This window comes from Streptomyces sp. DF42, assembly GCF_058267695.1.
The window spans coordinates 3,968,219-3,985,981 of sequence record NZ_CM177859.1 but is presented as its reverse complement, the minus strand read 5'-3'; the positions used below and the strand labels follow the sequence as shown (position 1 = coordinate 3,985,981).

Genomic DNA, 17,763 nt, shown 5'->3' with positions numbered 1-17,763 from the left:
CCCCGGTGCTCCCGTACCGAGTGCCGAGCGGGTTCGGCCCTGGCCGGCCTCTCAAGCGCACTCGTACAGGTATCACGCAGATCTCAGCCAGGGCATCCCATGGATGTCAGATTTCAAGGACCGGCGGCGCGATGGCGAGTTCTGTGTCACTTCGTCCCATCACCGCTGTTCCTATGGCTTGTTCGCCGCTCTCTCCCTTTCCGGCGCCGACTCTTTGACATCCCATGTCTGGTTGCTGGTGTTCGATCCTGCTGTTCGTGCCCTCTGTCCAGGGCCCGGCTCCCCGTCGTGCTGGATCAGCACGCCGTCCCACTCTGCGCGGCAGCACCACGAACCCGGTGGCGCGTGCGGGCCGCCCCGCGAACGCGCCATGTGAGGAAGGGTGTCGACCGAGCAGATCGTCGATGCGCTTGCCTATCGGCAGCGCGGCGTCACGGAACGGATGCCTCTCGGCCGCAGGCGGGGACGGAGAACGCATGAGAACGCACGAGTCTGACCTCTAAGCAGGCTGGTACAGAGTGTTGAAGCGCTTCGACGCTGCCATCGCTTCTGTCGGTTGTCAATGACTGGAATGCAAGAAAAATTCTTCTTGTGACTCCTCTTGTTCCGCGTGAAATGCGCCGTTAGCGTTCGCGGCCAGTGAAGCGCTTCGACACCTGGTTCGGGGGAGGGCCGCCGCCATGAGAAACGAGTGGAACCGCAGACGCTTCGTCGGCAGAGCCACCGTCGTGGCGGGAGCGGCCGCGATGGCCCCTGCGCTCTCCGCGTGCGGAGACGGCGGGCCTCAGCAGACAAGGGCTTCGAGAGTCCGGACCTGCCGCCCCTGACCGAGACCGTCTCCCGTCACACCCCGGACGGCCACCGCCGGCGCGTCCCGATCAGCCGCCGCGCCGAACGGGTTGCCCCGCCCGAGCCCGCCCACGACCTGTTCACCGACGACCCGGTGTCCCAACTGCCGCCCGCCGGCTGCGCGGTGTCCCACCTGCCGTGAGCACAACCCGCCCTCCGCGTCTGTCCACCTGAAAGGCCACCATGACCAGCCCACCGCAGAGCCTGCGCTGGGGCCACCAGGCCCTGGAACTCGAGATCGGCGTCGCGGAAGACGGCACCGCCCGCCTCACCCGTGCCGGCCTCCCCGGCGGCAGGCCCCCCGAGCCGCGGTCATGGCCTGCGCTGCCGCTGGTGGAGGTGACGGCCGCGGGCCACGGCCGCGCCTGGTCGGGCGGGCGTCTCATCGACTCGTACCTCGGCGGTCGGATGCGCCACCGCGCGCACCGTACGAGCCGCGACGGCGACTGGCACGTGCTCACCGTCGAACTGCACGACCCCGAGACCGGGCTCGTCGCGGAGGTGACCTACCGCTCGCCCGACGGGGTGCCGGTGCTGCGCAGCGAGGTGGTCCTGCGCAACGACGGCGAGGCCACCCTGCACCTGGAGTCGGTCTCCTCGCTCGTCCTGGGCTGTCTCGCGGACGGTCCGGAGGCCATCGACGCCGCCGACCTGCTGTGGGCCGAGAACGACTGGGTCGCCGAATGCCGCTGGCAGCACCGGCCGATGCGGGTGACCTCGCCGGTCCTGAACGGCCGCGTGGTCTACGACAACGGCAAGGGGGAGTTCACACAGACCGGGCGGGGCGTGTGGTCCAGCTGCGGACGGCTGCCGATGGGCGGCCTGACCGACCGGCACTCCGGCCGCACCTGGGTGTGGCAGATCGAGCACAACGGCGGCGGCTGGCACTGGGAGTGCGGAGAACGCGACAGGCTGGCCTACCTGGCCATGTTCGGCCCGAACGACACCCACCACGGCTGGCGCCATCCTCTGGAGCCCGGCACGGAGTTCCGCACCGTGCCCGTCGCCCTCGCCTTCAGCGACGACGGCGGCCCGGACGGCGCGTTCGCCGCGCTCACCCGCTACCGCCGCGCCATCCGCCGCCCGCACGCCGACCACCAGCGGCTGCCCGTCATCTTCAACGACTACATGAACTGCCTGATGGGCGACCCCACGACCGAGAAGCTGCTGCCGCTCGTCGACGCCGCGGCCGACGCGGGCGCGGAGTACTTCGTCATCGACGCCGGCTGGTACGACGGCGAAAACGGCGGCTGGTGGGACAGCGTCGGTGCCTGGGAACCGGCCGCCTCCCGCTTCCCCGGGAAGCACGGCATCCACGAGGTGCTGGACCGCATCCGGGAACGCGGCATGGTGCCCGGCCTCTGGCTGGAACCGGAAGTGATCGGTGTCCGCAGCCCTCTCGCCAAGTCCCTGCCCGACGAGGCGTTCTTCCGCCGCGACGGCGTCCGCGTCACCGAGACCGGCCGCCACCACCTGGACCTGCGCCACCCCGCCGCCCGCGCCCACCTGGACCAGGTCGTGGACCGCCTGGTCGGCGAGTGGGGCATCGGCTACCTCAAACTCGACCACAACATCGACCCCGGCTCCGGCACCAGCGCCCACCCCGGCGAGACCCCGGCCGCCGGTCTGCTCGGCCACAACCGCGCCCAACTCGACTGGCTCGACGGCATCCTGGACCGCCACCCGCACCTGGTGCTGGAGAACTGCTCCTCCGGCGGCATGCGCTGGGACTACGCGCTGCTGTCCCGGCTGCAACTTCAGTCCACCAGCGACCAGCAGAACGTCCAGCTCTACGCGCCCATCGCCGCCTCCGCGCCCACCGCCGTCACCCCCGAGCAGGGCGCCGTCTGGTCCTACCCGCTGCCGGAGGACTCGGCGGACGAGGTGGCCTTCACCATGGCCAACGCTCTGCTCGGCCGTATCCACCTCTCCGGGCTGCTCCCGGAACTGAGCCCGCAGGCCCGCGCGCTCGTCCACGAGGCCGTAACCGTGTACAAGACCATCCGAGCCGACCTCGCCCAGACCGTCCCCGCGTGGCCGCTCGGGCTGCCGGCCTGGGACGACCCATGGCTCGCCCTCGCCCTGCACACACCCACCACCACGTTCCTCACCGTCTGGCGACGCCCCGGTACCGAGGCCGCCGCGACTCTTCCTCTGACGCACCTCCGCGGCCACGCGGTTGACGTCGAGGTGCTCTTCCCCGCCGCGACCCAGGCCGTCTCCTCCTGGAACGGCGACACCGCCGACCTCACGCTGACGCTTCCCACCGCCCCGTCCGCGGTCCTGCTCCGCCTCGACCACGGAGCGCCGGACGCACCCTGAGCGCGCTCACCCCCACCGGAAAGGGTTGATGGAGTGTCAGGACATCGCAGGAATACGCCACCGTGGCCAACCCGGTGATCCCCGGCTTCCACCCCGCCCCCAGTGGCTGCCGCGTCGGTGGCGGCCACCACCTCGTCTGCTCCGGCTTCGAGTGGACGGCACCAGTCCCCTGACCGCGGGGCCGTTGGCTCGCTCCTCCTGGGCACGACGGCCACCGGTTCACATCAGAAAGGCATGACCTGCCGATGTCCCCTGACTCGCACCTCTCCCGCCGCGGGCTGCTGGCCGCCGGCGCGGCCGCGGCCGCGTTCCCCCTGCTCACCCCCTCCACCGCATCCGCACACGCGACCGGAAAGACCAGACGTACGCCGTACACCTTCGGCAACGCGGAGATAGTCGGTGGCGGTTTCGTCCACGGCATCGTCTTCAACCAGAGCGAACCCGGACTCGTGTACGCCCGTACCGACATCGGCGGCGCCTACCGCCTGGACAAGGCGACCAAGCGGTGGATACCGCTCACCGACTGGATCGGCTGGGACGAGTACGGACACACCGGCATCATCAGCGTCGCCACCGACGAGGTCGACCCCGACCGCGTCTACCTGGCGGCGGGCACCTACACCATGCCCGAATGGGACCCGAGCATGGCGGCGATCCTGCGGTCGAACGACCGCGGCCGCACCTGGAAGACCACCCCCCTGCCGTTCCGGCTGGGCGGCAACATGCCCGGCCGGGGCATCGGCGAGCGGCTGGTGATCGACCCCAACCGCAACAGGATCCTGTACCTGGGAGTGCGCGGGGGCCACGGGCTGTGGCGCAGCACCGACCACGGCAAGACCTTCGCGAAGGTGACCAGCTTCCCCAACCCGGGCAACTTCGTCATCGACCCCACCGACCCCGACGGCTACAACGGCGACAACCTGGGCGTACTGCAGGTCGTCTTCGACAAGCGCACCGGCAGAGCGGGCAGAGCCACCCGGACCCTCTACGTCACCGTCGCGGACAAGGACAACATCCTGTACCGGTCCACCGACGCGGGAGCGACCTGGGAACGCGTCCCCGGGCAGCCCACCGGCTTCATCCCGCACCACGCGGTCTTCGACCACGTCGGCGGCCACCTGTACCTGGCGACCAGCGACACCGCCGGCCCCTACGACGGTTCCAAGGGCGACGTGTGGAAGCTGGACACCGCCACCGACACCTGGACCCGCATCAGCCCGGTCCCGTCCACCAGCGACGACAACAAGTACGGATACAGCGGCCTGACCATCGACCGGCAGAACCCGGACACCCTGATGGTGTCCACCCAGGTCAAGTGGTACCCCGACTGCCTCCTCTTCCGCTCCACCGACGGCGGCGCGAACTGGACCCCCGCGTGGGACATGGGCGCGAATTCCGAGCGCACTCTGCGCTACGACATCGACATCTCCGCCGCCCCTTGGCTGACCTGGAACGCCTCCCCGTCGCTGCCCGAGATGACCCCCAAGCTCGGCTGGATGATGGAGTCCGTCCAGATCGACCCCTTCGACTCCGGCCACTTCATGTACGGAACCGGCGCGACGATCTACGGCGCCGACAACCTCACCGACTGGGACAGCGGCGGCACGGTTCACCTGTCCGTGCGGGCCCAGGGCCTTGAGGAGTGCTCGATCGGCTGTGTGATCAGCCCGCCCGTCGGTGCGGCGCACCTCTTCTCCGGCGTGGGTGACGTCGGCGGCTTCCGGCACACGGACTTCCGCAAGGCACCGAAGATGTACGACAACCCGACCTTCGGCGCCACCCCGGCCCTGGACTACGCGGAGCTGGCGCCCCACACCATCGTGCGGGTCGGCAACCCCACCAGCGGCTGGACCCAGCACTTCGCCGTCTCCACCGACAGCGGCGACACCTGGACACCGTCGGGCAGTGAGCCGTCCGGCGTCACCGGGGCCGGAGTCGACGACCAGGCCGTCGCCATCAGCGCCGACGGCAGGCGGATCGTCTGGTCACCGGCGGGTGCGCCGGTCAGCTGGTCCGACGACCACGGAGCGACCTGGACGGCGTCGAAGGGGCTGCCGGCCGGGGTTCCGGTGCGCTCCGACCGCGTGAACCCGGCGAAGTTCTACGCCTACGACTCCGGCGTCTTCTACCTCAGCACCGACGGCGGCAAGAGCTTCACGGCCACGGCGGCGACCGGTCTGCCCACCGCGGGGAACGTCCGGTTCAAGGCGGTACCGGGCCACGAGGGCGACATCTGGCTGGCCGGCGGCACCACCAAGCCCGCCACCCCCACGCCGTACGGGATGTGGCGGTCGACCGACTCCGGAGCGTCCTTCACCAGGTTCACGGCGGTGGACGAGGGCGACGTCGTCGGATTCGGCAAGGCCGCACCCGGCGCCAAGTACCCCGCCGTCTACACCAGCTCCAAGATCCACGGCGTGCGCGGCATCTTCCGTTCCGACGACACGGGCCGCACCTGGACCCGCATCAACGACGACCGCCACCAGTACGCCTGGACCGGCAACACCATGACCGGAGACCCCCGCGTCCACGGTCGCGTCTACTTCGGGACCAACGGACGCGGAGTCATCTACGGGGACCCCAGCAAGGTCTGACCCCCGGTCACCGCGATCCGCGCCCGCCGTCCCGAAGGGGAGACCGAAGTGGCCCTGCCGGCAGGGTAGGACGACCGACTTCTCCTCTCCTGTGTGATCCCCCCACTCAGCACACATTCCGGAGGGCAGATGAAATTCCGTATCGGCTGGGCCGCGCTTCTCGCGGCTCTGGCTCTCGTCTTCACCCTGCCGAACGCGGCAGTGGCAGACTCGTCGACGTACTGGTTCAAGCACTACGCGACCGGCGGCAACGCCTCGACGTGGTACAGCAACGATGCCTCGTGGGGTGTGAACTCCTCGACCGGCACCGGCTTCGTCGCCATGGTCAACGGCAAGGACTGGGGCTGGACGTCCCCGGTGACCACGCTCCCCAAGAAGATCGGCGCGATCAGCCCCAACAACACGACGTGGTTCAGCCAGTCGGCAAGCCCGAACTCCGGCTCGTACTACGACGCCACGTACGACATCTTCATCGACCCGACCCCCGCGCCGACCGACCGCAACTCCAAGACCGAGCTGATGATCTGGCTCAACTGGTACAACGCCAAGCCGCTGTCCGACCACTACGACGCGAATGGGAACGCGATCCCGACCGCGACCAACATCAGCCTCGGCGGCCGCAGTTGGGACATCTACGAGTACAACTGGCCGAACGGCGGCCACACCCTCAGCTTCCTGGACAGGGCCAGGTCCGGCTGGTGGTCCGGCAGCCTCAGCCCGTTCTTCAACTACGGCCTGAACAGGGGGTTCTACACCAACGACCACTACCTCAACAGCATCATGGCCGGCTGGGAGTTCGGGCCGGGCAACTACGCCGCCAGTTCCTGGGGCACCGCGGGCTTCTGACGCCGCGACAAATCGAGAGGGCGGACCAGTGATCGACCGCCCTCTCCCCGGAAACACCGCCCGACCCTCCGTACGGAGAGTCGGGCGGCCCGGAGACAGCGCCCCCACGGGGAGCGCGTCGGAGTGCTGACCGCGCGGGCGACTTCGACCGTCCCTTCACTCGCGCCCCCAACAACCTCAAGGGCAAGCGTTGAGCGATCCGGTCACGGGATGAGCTGCGTCGGAATCATCAGAGGGCGATGATCTGCCACTGCTCCTCAGGGGCGCGGGTGTAGGTGAGCTGGTCGATGTTGGCCCCGTCGGCGGTCGAGCCTGCGTCGACGTTGAGCGACAGTCCGCTGAACCGGTTGGTGAGGTAGTAGTAGCCGTCGCCGGTGGGCGTGACCGCCCAGTGCTGCTGGGGAACGTTGCTGTCCCCGTAGATGGCGACGTTCCCGCCCTCCGCCCGCGAGAGTCCGGCCACCTCCATCAGCTTGCCGCTGTTCACGTTCTTGATCTCGTAGTAGCCGTCTCCGGTGGAGGCGAAGGTCCACTTCTGGGCGGTGTTGTTCAGCCACGGCCACTGCTGGATGTTGGTGCCGTTGGCGGTGCCGAAGTTGAACACGTCGACGACTTTCCCGCTCTTGCGGTTGACGATGCGGTAGACCGTGCCATCGCCCGGCAGGACTTTCGACACCAGGACCGGCTTGGCCGTCCGGCCACCGATCCTGACGCCGCCCATGTTGGCGTAGCCGCCGGTGGCCGCGTTGGCCCGGATCCGCACGAAGCCCACGTTCCGGGCGGGCCATTCGGCCACCTTGGTAGCGCGGTTGCCGGCCCAGGTGCCGGTGGCGACCTGGGTGAAGTTCGTGCCGTCGGTGCTGGTGGAGATGGTGTACGAGGTGATGTCGCCGTCGGTGGTGTTGTTGCGGTTCCACTGCTTGGGCAGGTACTCCAGGTTGGAGACGTTGCTCCACACCCCGCCCAGATCGATCGTGATCGAGTGCGGCAGGGCCGGGGACAGTCCCCATGTCGACCAGCAGGTCTCGTAGTTCCTGTCGGTCAGTCCGTCGATGGCGTTGAGCGGTCCCTCGCCGGTGTGGAATCCGGTCGCGTAGGCGCTGACGGGCGTCACGGGGTGCTCGGGGCGCGGCATCTGCGTCGGCAGGGGCGGGCGGGAGGTGTTGGGGCTCCAGGCCGCGCCGACTTCGGCGAGCCGGTTGACGATGTTGGTGTCCAGCCTGCCGTCACGGTTGGGCGGGCAGTTGAGGATGAACGAGGTGTACTTCGGTTCCAGGTCGGCCAGGTGCGACAGGATCGCCGCCTTGCTCATAGGGTCGGTGGTCGGCGTGGCCGGGTGCCAGAACCAGCCGTTGCTGATCGTCTGTCCCTGCGTGGCGGCGTAGGTGTTCCCGGCCGGCGCGGTGATGCCGCCCGGCTCCTCGAAGTAGATCGCATCGCCGATGAAGGGTTCCGCGATACCGCCGTGGTCGATCATGACGATGTCCGGCTGGAGCGACTTCACGTGCTCGCGGATCCGTTGGTAGGAGACGGCCTGCTGGCCCATCTGCCACGCGTAACCGTCGGTGACGAACAGGTCGATGGTGCCGTAGTTGGTGAGCAGTTCGGTGATCTGACCGAGGATGAAGGTCATGTCGCTGGGCTGGATGGCGTCGGTGGTGTCGAGACCGACATTCTTGTGCCGGCTCTCCCACGCCTCGACGCCGAAGGTGCGGTCCCATATCGAGAAGTAGAGCCCGACCTTCAGTCCCTTCGCGCGGAAGGCGTCGCAGTACGCCTGCACCACGTCGTGCTTGTAGGAGCTGTTCGCGACGTTCTGGGTGCCGTGGGCGCTGGGCCACAGGGCGAAGCCGTCGTGGTGCTTGGTGGTCAGGATGCCGTAGCTCATCTTCGCCGCCGCGGCGGCGGCGGCCCACTGGGCGCAGTCCACGGCCGTGGGGGCGAACAGGGTGGGGCTCTGGTTCGGGGCGGCCCACTCCTGGTTGGTGAACGTGCCCAGGTTGAAGTGGTTGAACATGCCGAACCGCATGTTCACCAGTTTTTCCAGGTTGGTCTGGGGGTCTGCGGCGGCGGCCTCCGCAAGCAGGGGCGACAACGCGGGGACCACGGGCAGCGCTGTCGCAGCCGCAGCGGCGCCCGCTGCGCCCAGCAGGGTACGACGGGACAGCCTTCCTGACGACATGGGTGTACTCCTTGTTCGGCGCGGCTCTGACGTTCGGGGTGAGGCGGCTGGGAGCGGCGGCCCCAGGGCGTGCGGTCTCCGGAACCTTCGGCACGGCCCCTCCTCCAGGCTCCAAAGTGCCGGATGTTACGCATGAAGTTCGATGACGTAGCCATCCCGTGTCAACAGGTAAGAGGATGAAAGTGCTTCCATGGAGAGCAGAATGGGCTGGTTCATCCGTTAAGGACCGGATCGCTCTCGCATAGACATGCCATGTCTCGCTGAAGCGGAGGGCAACTACGGAGACGCCGTGGCCATTTCAGGAGCGTCACCTGTGGCTACGACAGCGCGTCACCCGCGCCCTCGCCTCCAACAGCGACACTTCGGTCACCTCGACCGGCAGACCTCGCCGTCCACGAACTGGAGGGCCACGCCCCGGACTTCACCGCCGGACGCGGCAACGACGTGCAGGCCACCGCCCTCGCGGCCCTCGCGCCGCACGTGGTCGGCTTGTGGGACCGGAGACGGGCGCTCCTCCGACGAAGAGCTCGCCGCAAGCTCGCCACCGCTCAGTACATCGCCGACCGGGTCGCGGAGAGCGCCGGCATCGCCTTTCTCCGCCTCGCTATGCCCTCCGCATGCCCTGAGAGCGGACAGCCCGCCCAAGACCGTGTCCTACCGCAGGTGAGGCACGTCGTACGCCTGGTTGCCATGAAGTCCGACGGGGGCGAACGCGAAGCACCGCCTCGCACGGATACCGGGACGGCCCGGAAAGACACTTCCTGCCGTACGGGCGCCCACGCCGCCGATCCGGACGGTGATGTCGACGACCTTGGTGCCCGTAACGCCGGTGTTCTAGAACGCCCTGCCCATCAGCACCACGGCACTACCAAGGTGGTCGGCGCCGAACGAGTGTAAGCCGCACCGAAACGAAACCCGTCGGAAACATTGACTGAACCCTGACACAAACCTATCTTCTGCTCGAAGTGCCGCACACTGTTCGCAATTTCGAACAGCAAAGGTCTCTCGCCACGGCGATTGCCAAGCGGACTGGCCCGGTCCGGAGGAAGAGTTGAAAAGAAGCGTAAGAACACTGCTCGCCCTGCTGGGCCCGCTACTGCTGGTCCTGCTGGGTGTCCCCGCCCTCCAGGGCACCGCCTTCGCCGCCGCGCCACCGGCCGGGCAGACCACGCGGTACACGATGACCGCGTTCACCAACAGCAGTGAGTCGAACCTGTATGTGTGCGACTCGCCGGACGCCACCGGATTCACCCTGCGGAAGGGTCCCGCCTACACCCCGCCGTCCGGTCTGATCCGGGACCCCAGCATCTTCAAGCACACCGACGGCTTCTACTACCTCACTTACACCACCAACTGGACCGGGAACACGATCGGCTTCGCCCGGAGCACCGACCGGGTGAACTGGACATTCCTGTACAACTACACGATCCCGATCAGCGGGCTGACCCGCACCTGGGCGCCCGAGTGGTTCATCGACACCGACGGCAGCGTCAACGTCGTCGTGTCCCTGTCGACGGCGAGCACTGCCACCGCCTTCACCCCCTACAAGATCACGGCGACCAACGCCGCGCTGACCAGCTGGTCCGCGCCCACCCAGCTGTCCGGCATCGGGCCGAACAACATCGACACCTTTGTCGTCAAGGTCGGCTCCACGTACCACGCATTCACCAAGAACGAGACGACGAAGTACATCGAGTACGCCACCGCCTCCAGCCTCACCGGCCCGTACACCATCAAGAAGACGGGCGACTGGGCCGGATTCGGCAGCTGGGTCGAGGGCCCGGCCCTGGTCCAGCTCGACAACGGCGGCTGGCGCATCTACTTCGACGGCTACCGTGAGGGGAAGTACTGGTACAGCGACAGCTACGACAACTTCGCCACCTGGTCCACGCGCACCGAGGTGCCCGGGCTGTCCGGCTTCATACGGCACGCCACCGTGCTGAAGGAGACGGTCTCCGGCGGTGTCACCCTGCCCACCAACACCACCCGGTCACTGCGGTCGGGCAACTTCCCCGACCGGTTCGCCGCGGTGCACTCCGACAGCCTCGGCTACATCGACCCGGTGAGTTCCTCCAGCAGCACCGCCGTCAAGCAGAGCGCCACCTTCACCGTCGTACCCGGCCTCGCCGACGCCAACTGCTACTCCTTCCGCGACTCCTCCGGCCGCTATATGCGCCACTGGGACTTCCGGATTCGCTTCGACACCAGCAACGGCACCGACACCTTCAACAAGGACGCCACCTACTGCGCCCGACCGGGCACCGCCCCCGGTTCCGTCCGCCTGGAGTCGTACAACTACCCGGGCCGCTACATCCGCCACTACAACTACGCGCTGCGCGTGGACCCCTACCAGGACACGGACACGTTCCGCGCCGACAGCTCCTTCACGGCGGTCAGTCCTTGGGCCTGACCTGTCCGACCCGCCCCTGCCGTACTGTCGCGGACCCCACCCGCGGCATCACCGGCCGAAGGAGCGGCGTCGGTCGCCCAGACGTGTCGAGGCTGGAGCTCACCCGAAGGCCGGCCAACTCCACGGCCATGACACCCGACAGTGAGACGGCCGTTGGGGGCCTCCTTGCCCGGGCGGGCTGCCGCCTGGGCCACAGCCATGCGCACCACTTCTCATCGGTACGACGGCCAGAACGGTGGCCGCCGCCAACGCCTCCGCTGCCAGGTCGTCGCCCTGCATGACGTACGGCGCCACACCGGCAGCACACAAGCCTGTGACGTGCTGCACCAGACCGCTGGACATGTGAGCCAACACACCAACGACCAAGCTCTCGTTCTCTCCTCACCGAAAGGTCCAAGATGTCTTTCTCCGTCAGTAGACGGCGCCTCCTCCAGGTAGCCGGTGCCACCGTCGCCGCCTCTGCCACCGGATCCCTCATCGGCGCATCTCCCGCCCAAGCGGCCATCGCCCCCGCGAGGACCGATATCGGGGTCTTGGCGCACCCCTTCGAACTCGGCCAGGTCCGGCTCACCGCGAGCCGGTGGCTGGACAACCAGAACCGTACGCAGAACTACCTGCGGTTCATCGATGCCGACCGGCTGCTGTACAACTTCCGCGCCAACCACAAGCTGTCCACCAACGGCGCGGCCGCCACCGGCGGCTGGGACGCGCCGAACTTCGGCTTCCGCACCCACATCCAGGGGCACTTCCTCACGGCATGGGCACAGCTCTACGCCGTGACCGGGGACACCACCTGCCGGGACAAGGCCACCTACATGGTCGCGGAGATGGCCAAGTGCCAGGCCAACAACAGCGCCGCCGGCTTCAACCCCGGGTACCTCTCCGGCTACCCCGAGTCCAACTTCACTGCTCTCGAGCAGGGAACCAGCGGCGAGGTGCTGTACTACACGATCCACAAGACCCTCGCCGGCCTGCTGGACGTATGGCGCCACATCGGCAGCACACAAGCCCGGGACGTGCTCCTCGCCCTGGCCGGATGGGTCGACCTGCGCACCGGCCGGCTGACCACCCAGCAGATGCAGACCATGCTGCGCGTCGAGTTCGGCGGCATGAACACCGTGCTGACCGATCTCTACCAGCAGACAGGCGACGCGCGGTGGCTCACCGTCGCCCAGCGGTTCGACCACGCCGCGGTGTTCGACCCGCTGGCCGCCAACCAGGACCAGCTCAACGGAATTCACGCCAACACCCAGGTGCCCAAGTGGATCGGGGCCGCCCGGGAGTACAAGGCCACCGGCACCACCCGCTACCGGGACATCGCCACCAACGCCTGGAACATCACCGTCAACGCGCACACCTACGCCATCGGCGGCAACAGCCAGGCGGAGCACTTCCGCGCCCCGAACGCCATCGCCGGCTACCTGACCAACGACACGTGCGAAAGCTGCAACACGATCAACATGCTCACCCTCACCCGGGAGCTGTTCACGCTCGACCCGAACCGGGCCGCGCTGTTCGACTACTACGAGCGGGCGTGGCTGAACCAGATCATCGGCCAGCAGAACCCGGCCGACGCCCACGGCCACGTCACCTACTTCACCCCCCTCAAGCCGGGAGGCCGACGCGGTGTCGGCCCGGCGTTGGGTGGCGGCACCTGGAGCACCGACTACGGCACCTTCTGGTGCTGCCAGGGCACGGGCCTGGAGATGCACACCAGGCTGATGGACTCCATCTACTTCCACAACGACACCACGCTGACCGTGAACATGTTCGTGCCCTCGGTGCTCAACTGGTCGGAGCGCGGAATCGCTGTCACCCAGACCACGACATACCCCACCAGTGACACCACGACCCTGCAGGTCACCGGCAGCGTCAGCGGAACCTGGGCGATGCGCATCCGCATCCCGAGCTGGACCACCGGGGCCACCGTCAGCGTCAACGGCGCCGCGCAGAACATCACCACCACGCCCGGCAGTTACGCCACCCTGAACCGCTCGTGGACCTCCGGCGACACCGTCACCGTCCGCCTGCCCATGCGGATCGGCATCCGACCGGCCAACGACAACCCGAACGTCGCCGCGATCACCTACGGCCCGGTGGTCCTGTCCGGCAACTACGGCGACACCGCGCTCAGCTCGCTCCCCACGCTGAACACGTCCTCGGTCAAGCGGACCAGCAGCAGTTCGCTCGCCTTCACCGCCACCGCCAACGGCTCCACCGTCAACCTGGGCCCGTTCCACGACGCGCACGGCTTCAACTACACCGTCTACTGGAACACCACCGGCAATACCGTCCGTCTCGCCAACGCGGCCAGCGGTCTCCTGCTGGGGATCCAGAACATGTCCACGGCCAACGGCGGCCGCGCTCTGCAATGGACGGACAACGGCACCGCCGACCACAACTGGGAAATGATCACTGATGGAAGCGCGGTCCGCTTCCGCAACGCCAACAGCGGCAAGGTGCTCGGCGTCCTGAACATGGACACGGCAGACGGCGCGACCGTCCTGCAGTGGTCGGACAGCGGCACCGCCGACCACAAATGGACCCTGCTCGACCAGGGCGACGGAACCTACAAGATCCGCAACGTGAACAGCGGCAAGCTGCTCGCCATCGCGTCCGACTCCACCGCTGTCGGCGCGTTCGCGGTCCAGGACTCGGACAACGGGACTGCCGACAACCGGTGGCGCATCTTGGCGAACTAGAGCCTGTCACGGAGGTAGATCTCAGCCGTATTCTCTCCTCCCGCTTGCTCGATGATTCGACCGGCGTTCGGTATGCCGGACATCAGGTCCGCGACAACCCCGACCAGACCATGACCATCGACCCCTGCAACCCGCAATTCCTCCACCAGGGCAGGGACCCCGCCTCGGACGGCACCCTACGTGCAACTGCCGTACGGCCGGGCGTCCTCACGCTGCAGCGCTGACCCGCCAGAAGCTTGTGACCGTGCCTGTCGGGCACGGTCACAAGCGGCTTCCGCTTCGCTTCCCAGGAAGGGCCCCCATGGTCCCCGTACACAGACGACTGCTGCGTCTCCTCGCGGCCACCGCACTGACGCTCACCGCCTGCGTCACCGCCTCTGCCACGACCGCCCAAGCCGCGCCGGGCAGTCCCGCGCTCACCCCGCCGCTGGGCTGGAACAGCTGGAACAGCTTCGGGTGCGGTGTCGACGAGGCGAAGGTCCGACAGGCCGCCGACGCCATGGTGTCCTCGGGCATGAAGGACGCGGGCTACCAGTACGTCGTCGTCGACGACTGCTGGTTCGACCCGCAGCGTGACGGTGCGGGCAACCTGCGGGCCGACCCGACCAAGTTCCCCAGCGGCATGAAGGCGCTCGGGGACTACATCCACAGCAAGGGCCTGAAGTTCGGCATCTACGAGGCGCCCAACGAGCGCACGTGCGCGCAGGGCGTGGGCAACTACCCCGGCTCCACCGGCAGCAAGGGCCACGAGGCCCAGGACGCCGCCTCGTTCGCCTCATGGGGCGTGGACTACCTCAAGTACGACTGGTGCTCCTCCAGCGGCACCCTGGAGCAGCAGATCGCACAGTTCACACTCATGCGCGACGCCCTGCGCGCCACCGGCCGCCCGATCGTCTACAGCATCAACCCCAACAGCTTCCACGCCATCACCGGCGCCACATACGACTGGGGCCAGGTCGCCGACCTGTGGCGGACGACCGAGGACCTGCTCGACGTCTGGCAGAACGGCAACACCAACAGCTACCCGATGGGCGTGGGCAACGTCCTCGACATCGACGCGCCGCTGGCCGCTCAGTCGGGTCCGGGCCACTGGAACGACCCGGACATGCTCGTGGTCGGCCGTCCCGGTCTGTCACTGACGGAGTCCCGCTCCCACTTCGCCCTGTGGTCGCTGCTCTCGGCCCCCCTCATCGCGGGCAACGACATCCGGACCATGTCCAGCGACGTGAGCGCGATCCTGCGCAACCCCCGCCTGCTGGCGGTGAACCAGGACTCGCTGGGCGCGGGCGGGCGCCGGGTGCGCGACGACGGTGACACCGAGGTGTTCGCCAAGCCCCTGTCCGACGGCTCGGTCGCCGTGGGCCTGTTCAACCGGGGGAGTGGCACCGCGACCGTCACCGCCTCGGCCGCGCAGGTCGGCCTCACCGGAGGGCCGTTCACCCTCACCGATCTGTGGACCGGCGGCACGTCGAGCACCTCCGGCCAGATCTCGGCGAGCGTCCCGGCGCACGGTGTCGCCGTGTTCAAGGTGACCGGCGGCAGCCCGCTGGCCTCCACCACCGCCCGTCTGCGCGGTACCGGGTCCGGCCGCTGCCTGGATGTGGACAAGGCCTCCACCGCTGCCGGGTCGAAGACGCTGATCTGGGACTGCCACACCGCCGCCAACCAGAAGTGGACCACGTGGGCCGGAGGCGAGATCCGCGTCTACGGCGACAAGTGCCTGGACGCCTCCGGCCAGGGCACCACCAACGGCACGCCGGTCGTCATCTGGCCCTGCAACGGCCAGAACAACCAGAAGTGGACCATGCAGGCCGACGGGTCGATCCGCAACGTCAACGCCGGGCTGTGCCTGGACGCCGAAGGGGCGGGAACCGCCAACGGGACCCCGGCCATCCTGTGGACCTGCAACGGCCAGAACAACCAGAAGTGGACCACGCTCCCGTAACCCGCCACCCCTGCCCACGCAGGGAGAAGCCCGATCCGAAGAGGGCGGTCCCCGCAGCACGCCACGCTGCGGGGACCGCCCTCCCCCATGGGGACCGGGACTTCGAGCCCATCGCCGCGGTCACCGGACGGGCGCTGCCGTGGCACGGCCCGGACTCCCGCAGACGAGACCAAGCCGGCACGTGCTCATGTTCCGCTGTTCGCACGGTCGCAGGGGGCCCCGGGCTCCGGCGCGAGTAAGAAGGAAGCGAGCACGGCCTCCCCGCACTTGTGCAGGGTTGCCGTGCTCGCTGCTGGTGGCGCTCAGATGCTGGAGGCGCTCAGAGACGCCGGTTGCTTGTCAGCCCCAGGGGGAGGCGGTGAGCCAGCTGGTGTCCTGGGCCCATGACTTGGTGGCGTCCCAGGTGTTGGAGCCGCCGTTGCTGGCGATGTAGGCCGTGAAGTTGTAGTGGCGGATGTACTTGGTCGGGAAGTTGACGGACTGGAAGGAGGTGCCGACGCCGCTGTTGCCTGTGGTGGGGCAGAAGGTGGCGTCCTTCGCGAAGGAGCCGGAGCCGCTGTCGAAGTTCAGGTTGAGCTGGTAGTTGAAGTGGTGCAGGTACTGGCCGGGGGTGTTGGCGGACTCGAAGGAGAGGCAGGAGGTGTTGGCCAGGCCGGCGCGGACGATCCAGGTGGCGTCGGCCTTGTCGGTGGCCGAGCTGGCCGAGCTGATGTTGGAGATGACGACCTTGGAGTCGGCGTCGTTGTGGCGGAGGTAGTCGTTGGTGCAGCAGGGCGAGGTGGTGGCCCGCAGGGAGATCCGGGAGCCGGGGGTCAGCGAGCCGGTGCTGGTGGAGCCGCTGTTGTAGCCGGCGGCGGTGATGTTGGCCTGCACGGCGTTCTCGGTGGCGTCCGAGGGGTAGCCCGAGGTCATGACGCCTTCGTAGAAGGTGCCTTGGGCGCCCTTGCTGTTGTCACCGCCGATGCCGAGGATGATCGCGCCTTGCTTCTTCATCGGGTTGTAGCCCGAGGCGTTGGGGCGTACGCCGTTGTAGAAGGTCGAGAGGCTGCCCGCCTGGGCGTCGCCGCCGCGGATGGCCCACTGGTTCGGGCCACCCTTGACCATGGCGGTCAGGAACCGGTTGGTGACGGTGGGGTCGCCCGCGTTGAGGCGCGTATTCACGCCGGAGAACAGGCCGTTCTCCAGGTCGGCCATGACCCAGGGGCCGTTGCCGCTGCCGGAGCCCCAGTGATTGTTGTTGCCGAAGTAGATGGCCTCCATGGTGCCGTTGCCGTCGTCGTGGCTGTCGGTCTCGGCGTTGCCGTAGTCGAAGCAGCAGCCGCCGTTGAAGTGCTTGCCGTTGAAGATCGCGTACATGCCCTCGGGCTGGTCGCCGGTGGCGATGCCGTTGGTGTTGTTGTTCCGGTAGCCGGTGCCGGGGGCCACGTAGACGCCGTACGCCTTGTGGCCGCCGACGGTGACCGGCGCTTCGACGGCGTTGGCGAGGTTGTCCGGCCCGCCGGCGGCTCCGCCCGCAGGTGCCTGGGTGAGGTTGTTGTGCTTGGGGGACTGGTCGTAGATGACGGTGATGACGCAGCTGGTTTTGGCGCAGAAGGTGTCCTGCGCGGCGGCGTTGGCGACACCTCCGGCGGTCAGCGGGCCGATGTTCAGGGTGGTGTTGTCGGAGGCGCGCTTGACCTGGTAGAGCGGGCCGTTGTACGCCCCGTACAGGGCGCGGGTGGTGCTGTGTGCGGCGACGCAGGGGGTGTTGCCCGCGGCGTAGATGTCGCACGGCCCCTGGGTGGCGGCCTGCGAGGTGGTGGCTGTGGCGGTGAGCAGGCCGGCGGCGAGCGCGGCGGCGGCACCCGCCGCGAGAAGCGCGCGCCTGGCGCTGCGTATCCACGGTGACTTGATCATGAAGAACTCCTTCTCAA

Annotated in this window: 10 protein-coding genes and 1 pseudogene; 9 read left to right on the top strand and 2 right to left on the bottom strand. The window is 68.2% G+C overall.

Annotated features, from left to right (window positions below; all coding sequences use genetic code 11):
* The first annotated feature begins 680 nt into the window (after positions 1-680).
* The 5 genes from ACYUED_RS18015 (at position 681) to ACYUED_RS17995 (ending at position 6,611) form a co-directional block, all read left to right on the top strand.
* Entirely contained in the window at positions 681-827 is a 147-nt protein-coding gene (locus tag ACYUED_RS18015; RefSeq protein WP_491293297.1) for a hypothetical protein, read from the top strand.
* The gene (locus ACYUED_RS18010) at positions 767-991 is read left to right on the top strand and encodes a hypothetical protein (protein ID WP_491293296.1); all 225 of its coding nucleotides are present in this window, start codon (positions 767-769) and stop codon (positions 989-991) included. The genes ACYUED_RS18015 and ACYUED_RS18010 overlap by 61 nt, the downstream gene beginning before the upstream one ends.
* Positions 992-1,032: 41 nt before the next feature.
* Positions 1,033-3,171, top strand: a complete 2,139-nt coding sequence (locus ACYUED_RS18005) for a glycoside hydrolase family 36 protein (protein WP_491293295.1) — start codon at positions 1,033-1,035, stop codon at positions 3,169-3,171.
* Between the two features lie 245 nt (positions 3,172-3,416).
* Complete coding sequence (locus ACYUED_RS18000; protein ID WP_491293294.1) at positions 3,417-5,765, top strand: WD40/YVTN/BNR-like repeat-containing protein; 2,349 nt, start codon at positions 3,417-3,419, stop codon at positions 5,763-5,765.
* Between the two features lie 129 nt (positions 5,766-5,894).
* The gene (locus ACYUED_RS17995) at positions 5,895-6,611 is read left to right on the top strand and encodes a GH12 family glycosyl hydrolase domain-containing protein (protein WP_491293293.1); all 717 of its coding nucleotides are present in this window, start codon (positions 5,895-5,897) and stop codon (positions 6,609-6,611) included.
* Between the two features lie 229 nt (positions 6,612-6,840).
* Here ACYUED_RS17995 and ACYUED_RS17990 read toward each other — a convergent pair whose 3' ends face one another.
* A complete protein-coding gene (locus tag ACYUED_RS17990) occupies positions 6,841-8,793 on the bottom strand; it encodes an RICIN domain-containing protein (protein ID WP_491293292.1) in 1,953 nt (650 codons plus the stop codon).
* A gap of 1,051 nt (positions 8,794-9,844) precedes the next feature.
* Here ACYUED_RS17990 and ACYUED_RS17985 point away from each other — a divergent pair.
* From ACYUED_RS17985 to ACYUED_RS17970, 4 genes and pseudogenes are all read left to right on the top strand, one after another.
* Entirely contained in the window at positions 9,845-11,203 is a 1,359-nt protein-coding gene (locus ACYUED_RS17985) for a glycoside hydrolase family 43 protein (RefSeq protein WP_491293291.1), read from the top strand.
* Between the two features lie 398 nt (positions 11,204-11,601).
* Positions 11,602-13,905 (top strand): beta-L-arabinofuranosidase domain-containing protein, encoded by a 2,304-nt coding sequence (locus tag ACYUED_RS17980; RefSeq protein ID WP_491293290.1) that lies wholly within the window; start codon positions 11,602-11,604, stop codon positions 13,903-13,905.
* Positions 13,906-13,982: 77 nt separating this feature from the next.
* A pseudogene (locus tag ACYUED_RS17975) lies at positions 13,983-14,129 on the top strand (non-reducing end alpha-L-arabinofuranosidase family hydrolase); the annotation flags it as partial.
* Positions 14,130-14,206: 77 nt separating this feature from the next.
* Positions 14,207-15,850, top strand: a complete 1,644-nt coding sequence (locus tag ACYUED_RS17970; RefSeq protein ID WP_491293289.1) for a glycoside hydrolase family 27 protein — start codon at positions 14,207-14,209, stop codon at positions 15,848-15,850.
* 339 nt (positions 15,851-16,189) lie between these two features.
* Here the strand turns inward: ACYUED_RS17970 and ACYUED_RS17965 are convergent, their stop codons facing one another.
* Positions 16,190-17,746 carry an alpha-L-arabinofuranosidase B gene (locus ACYUED_RS17965; RefSeq protein WP_491293288.1) on the bottom strand — a complete coding sequence of 519 codons (1,557 nt, stop codon included), beginning with the start codon at positions 17,744-17,746 and terminating at the stop codon, positions 16,190-16,192.
* Positions 17,747-17,763: the final 17 nt, after the last annotated feature.

Excerpts from the sequence above, each read along its gene's own strand:
- ACYUED_RS17995 (WP_491293293.1), top strand. The coding sequence starts at position 5,895 with ATGAAATTCCGTATCGGCTGGGCCGCGCTTCTCGCGGCTCTGGCTCTC.
- ACYUED_RS17990 (WP_491293292.1), bottom strand. The coding sequence starts at position 8,793 with ATGTCGTCAGGAAGGCTGTCCCGTCGTACCCTGCTGGGCGCAGCGGGC.
- ACYUED_RS18000 (WP_491293294.1), top strand. The coding sequence starts at position 3,417 with ATGTCCCCTGACTCGCACCTCTCCCGCCGCGGGCTGCTGGCCGCCGGC.
- ACYUED_RS17970 (WP_491293289.1), top strand. The coding sequence starts at position 14,207 with ATGGTCCCCGTACACAGACGACTGCTGCGTCTCCTCGCGGCCACCGCA.
- ACYUED_RS18015 (WP_491293297.1), top strand. The coding sequence starts at position 681 with ATGAGAAACGAGTGGAACCGCAGACGCTTCGTCGGCAGAGCCACCGTC.
- ACYUED_RS17965 (WP_491293288.1), bottom strand. The coding sequence starts at position 17,746 with ATGATCAAGTCACCGTGGATACGCAGCGCCAGGCGCGCGCTTCTCGCG.
- ACYUED_RS17980 (WP_491293290.1), top strand. The coding sequence starts at position 11,602 with ATGTCTTTCTCCGTCAGTAGACGGCGCCTCCTCCAGGTAGCCGGTGCC.
- ACYUED_RS18005 (WP_491293295.1), top strand. The coding sequence starts at position 1,033 with ATGACCAGCCCACCGCAGAGCCTGCGCTGGGGCCACCAGGCCCTGGAA.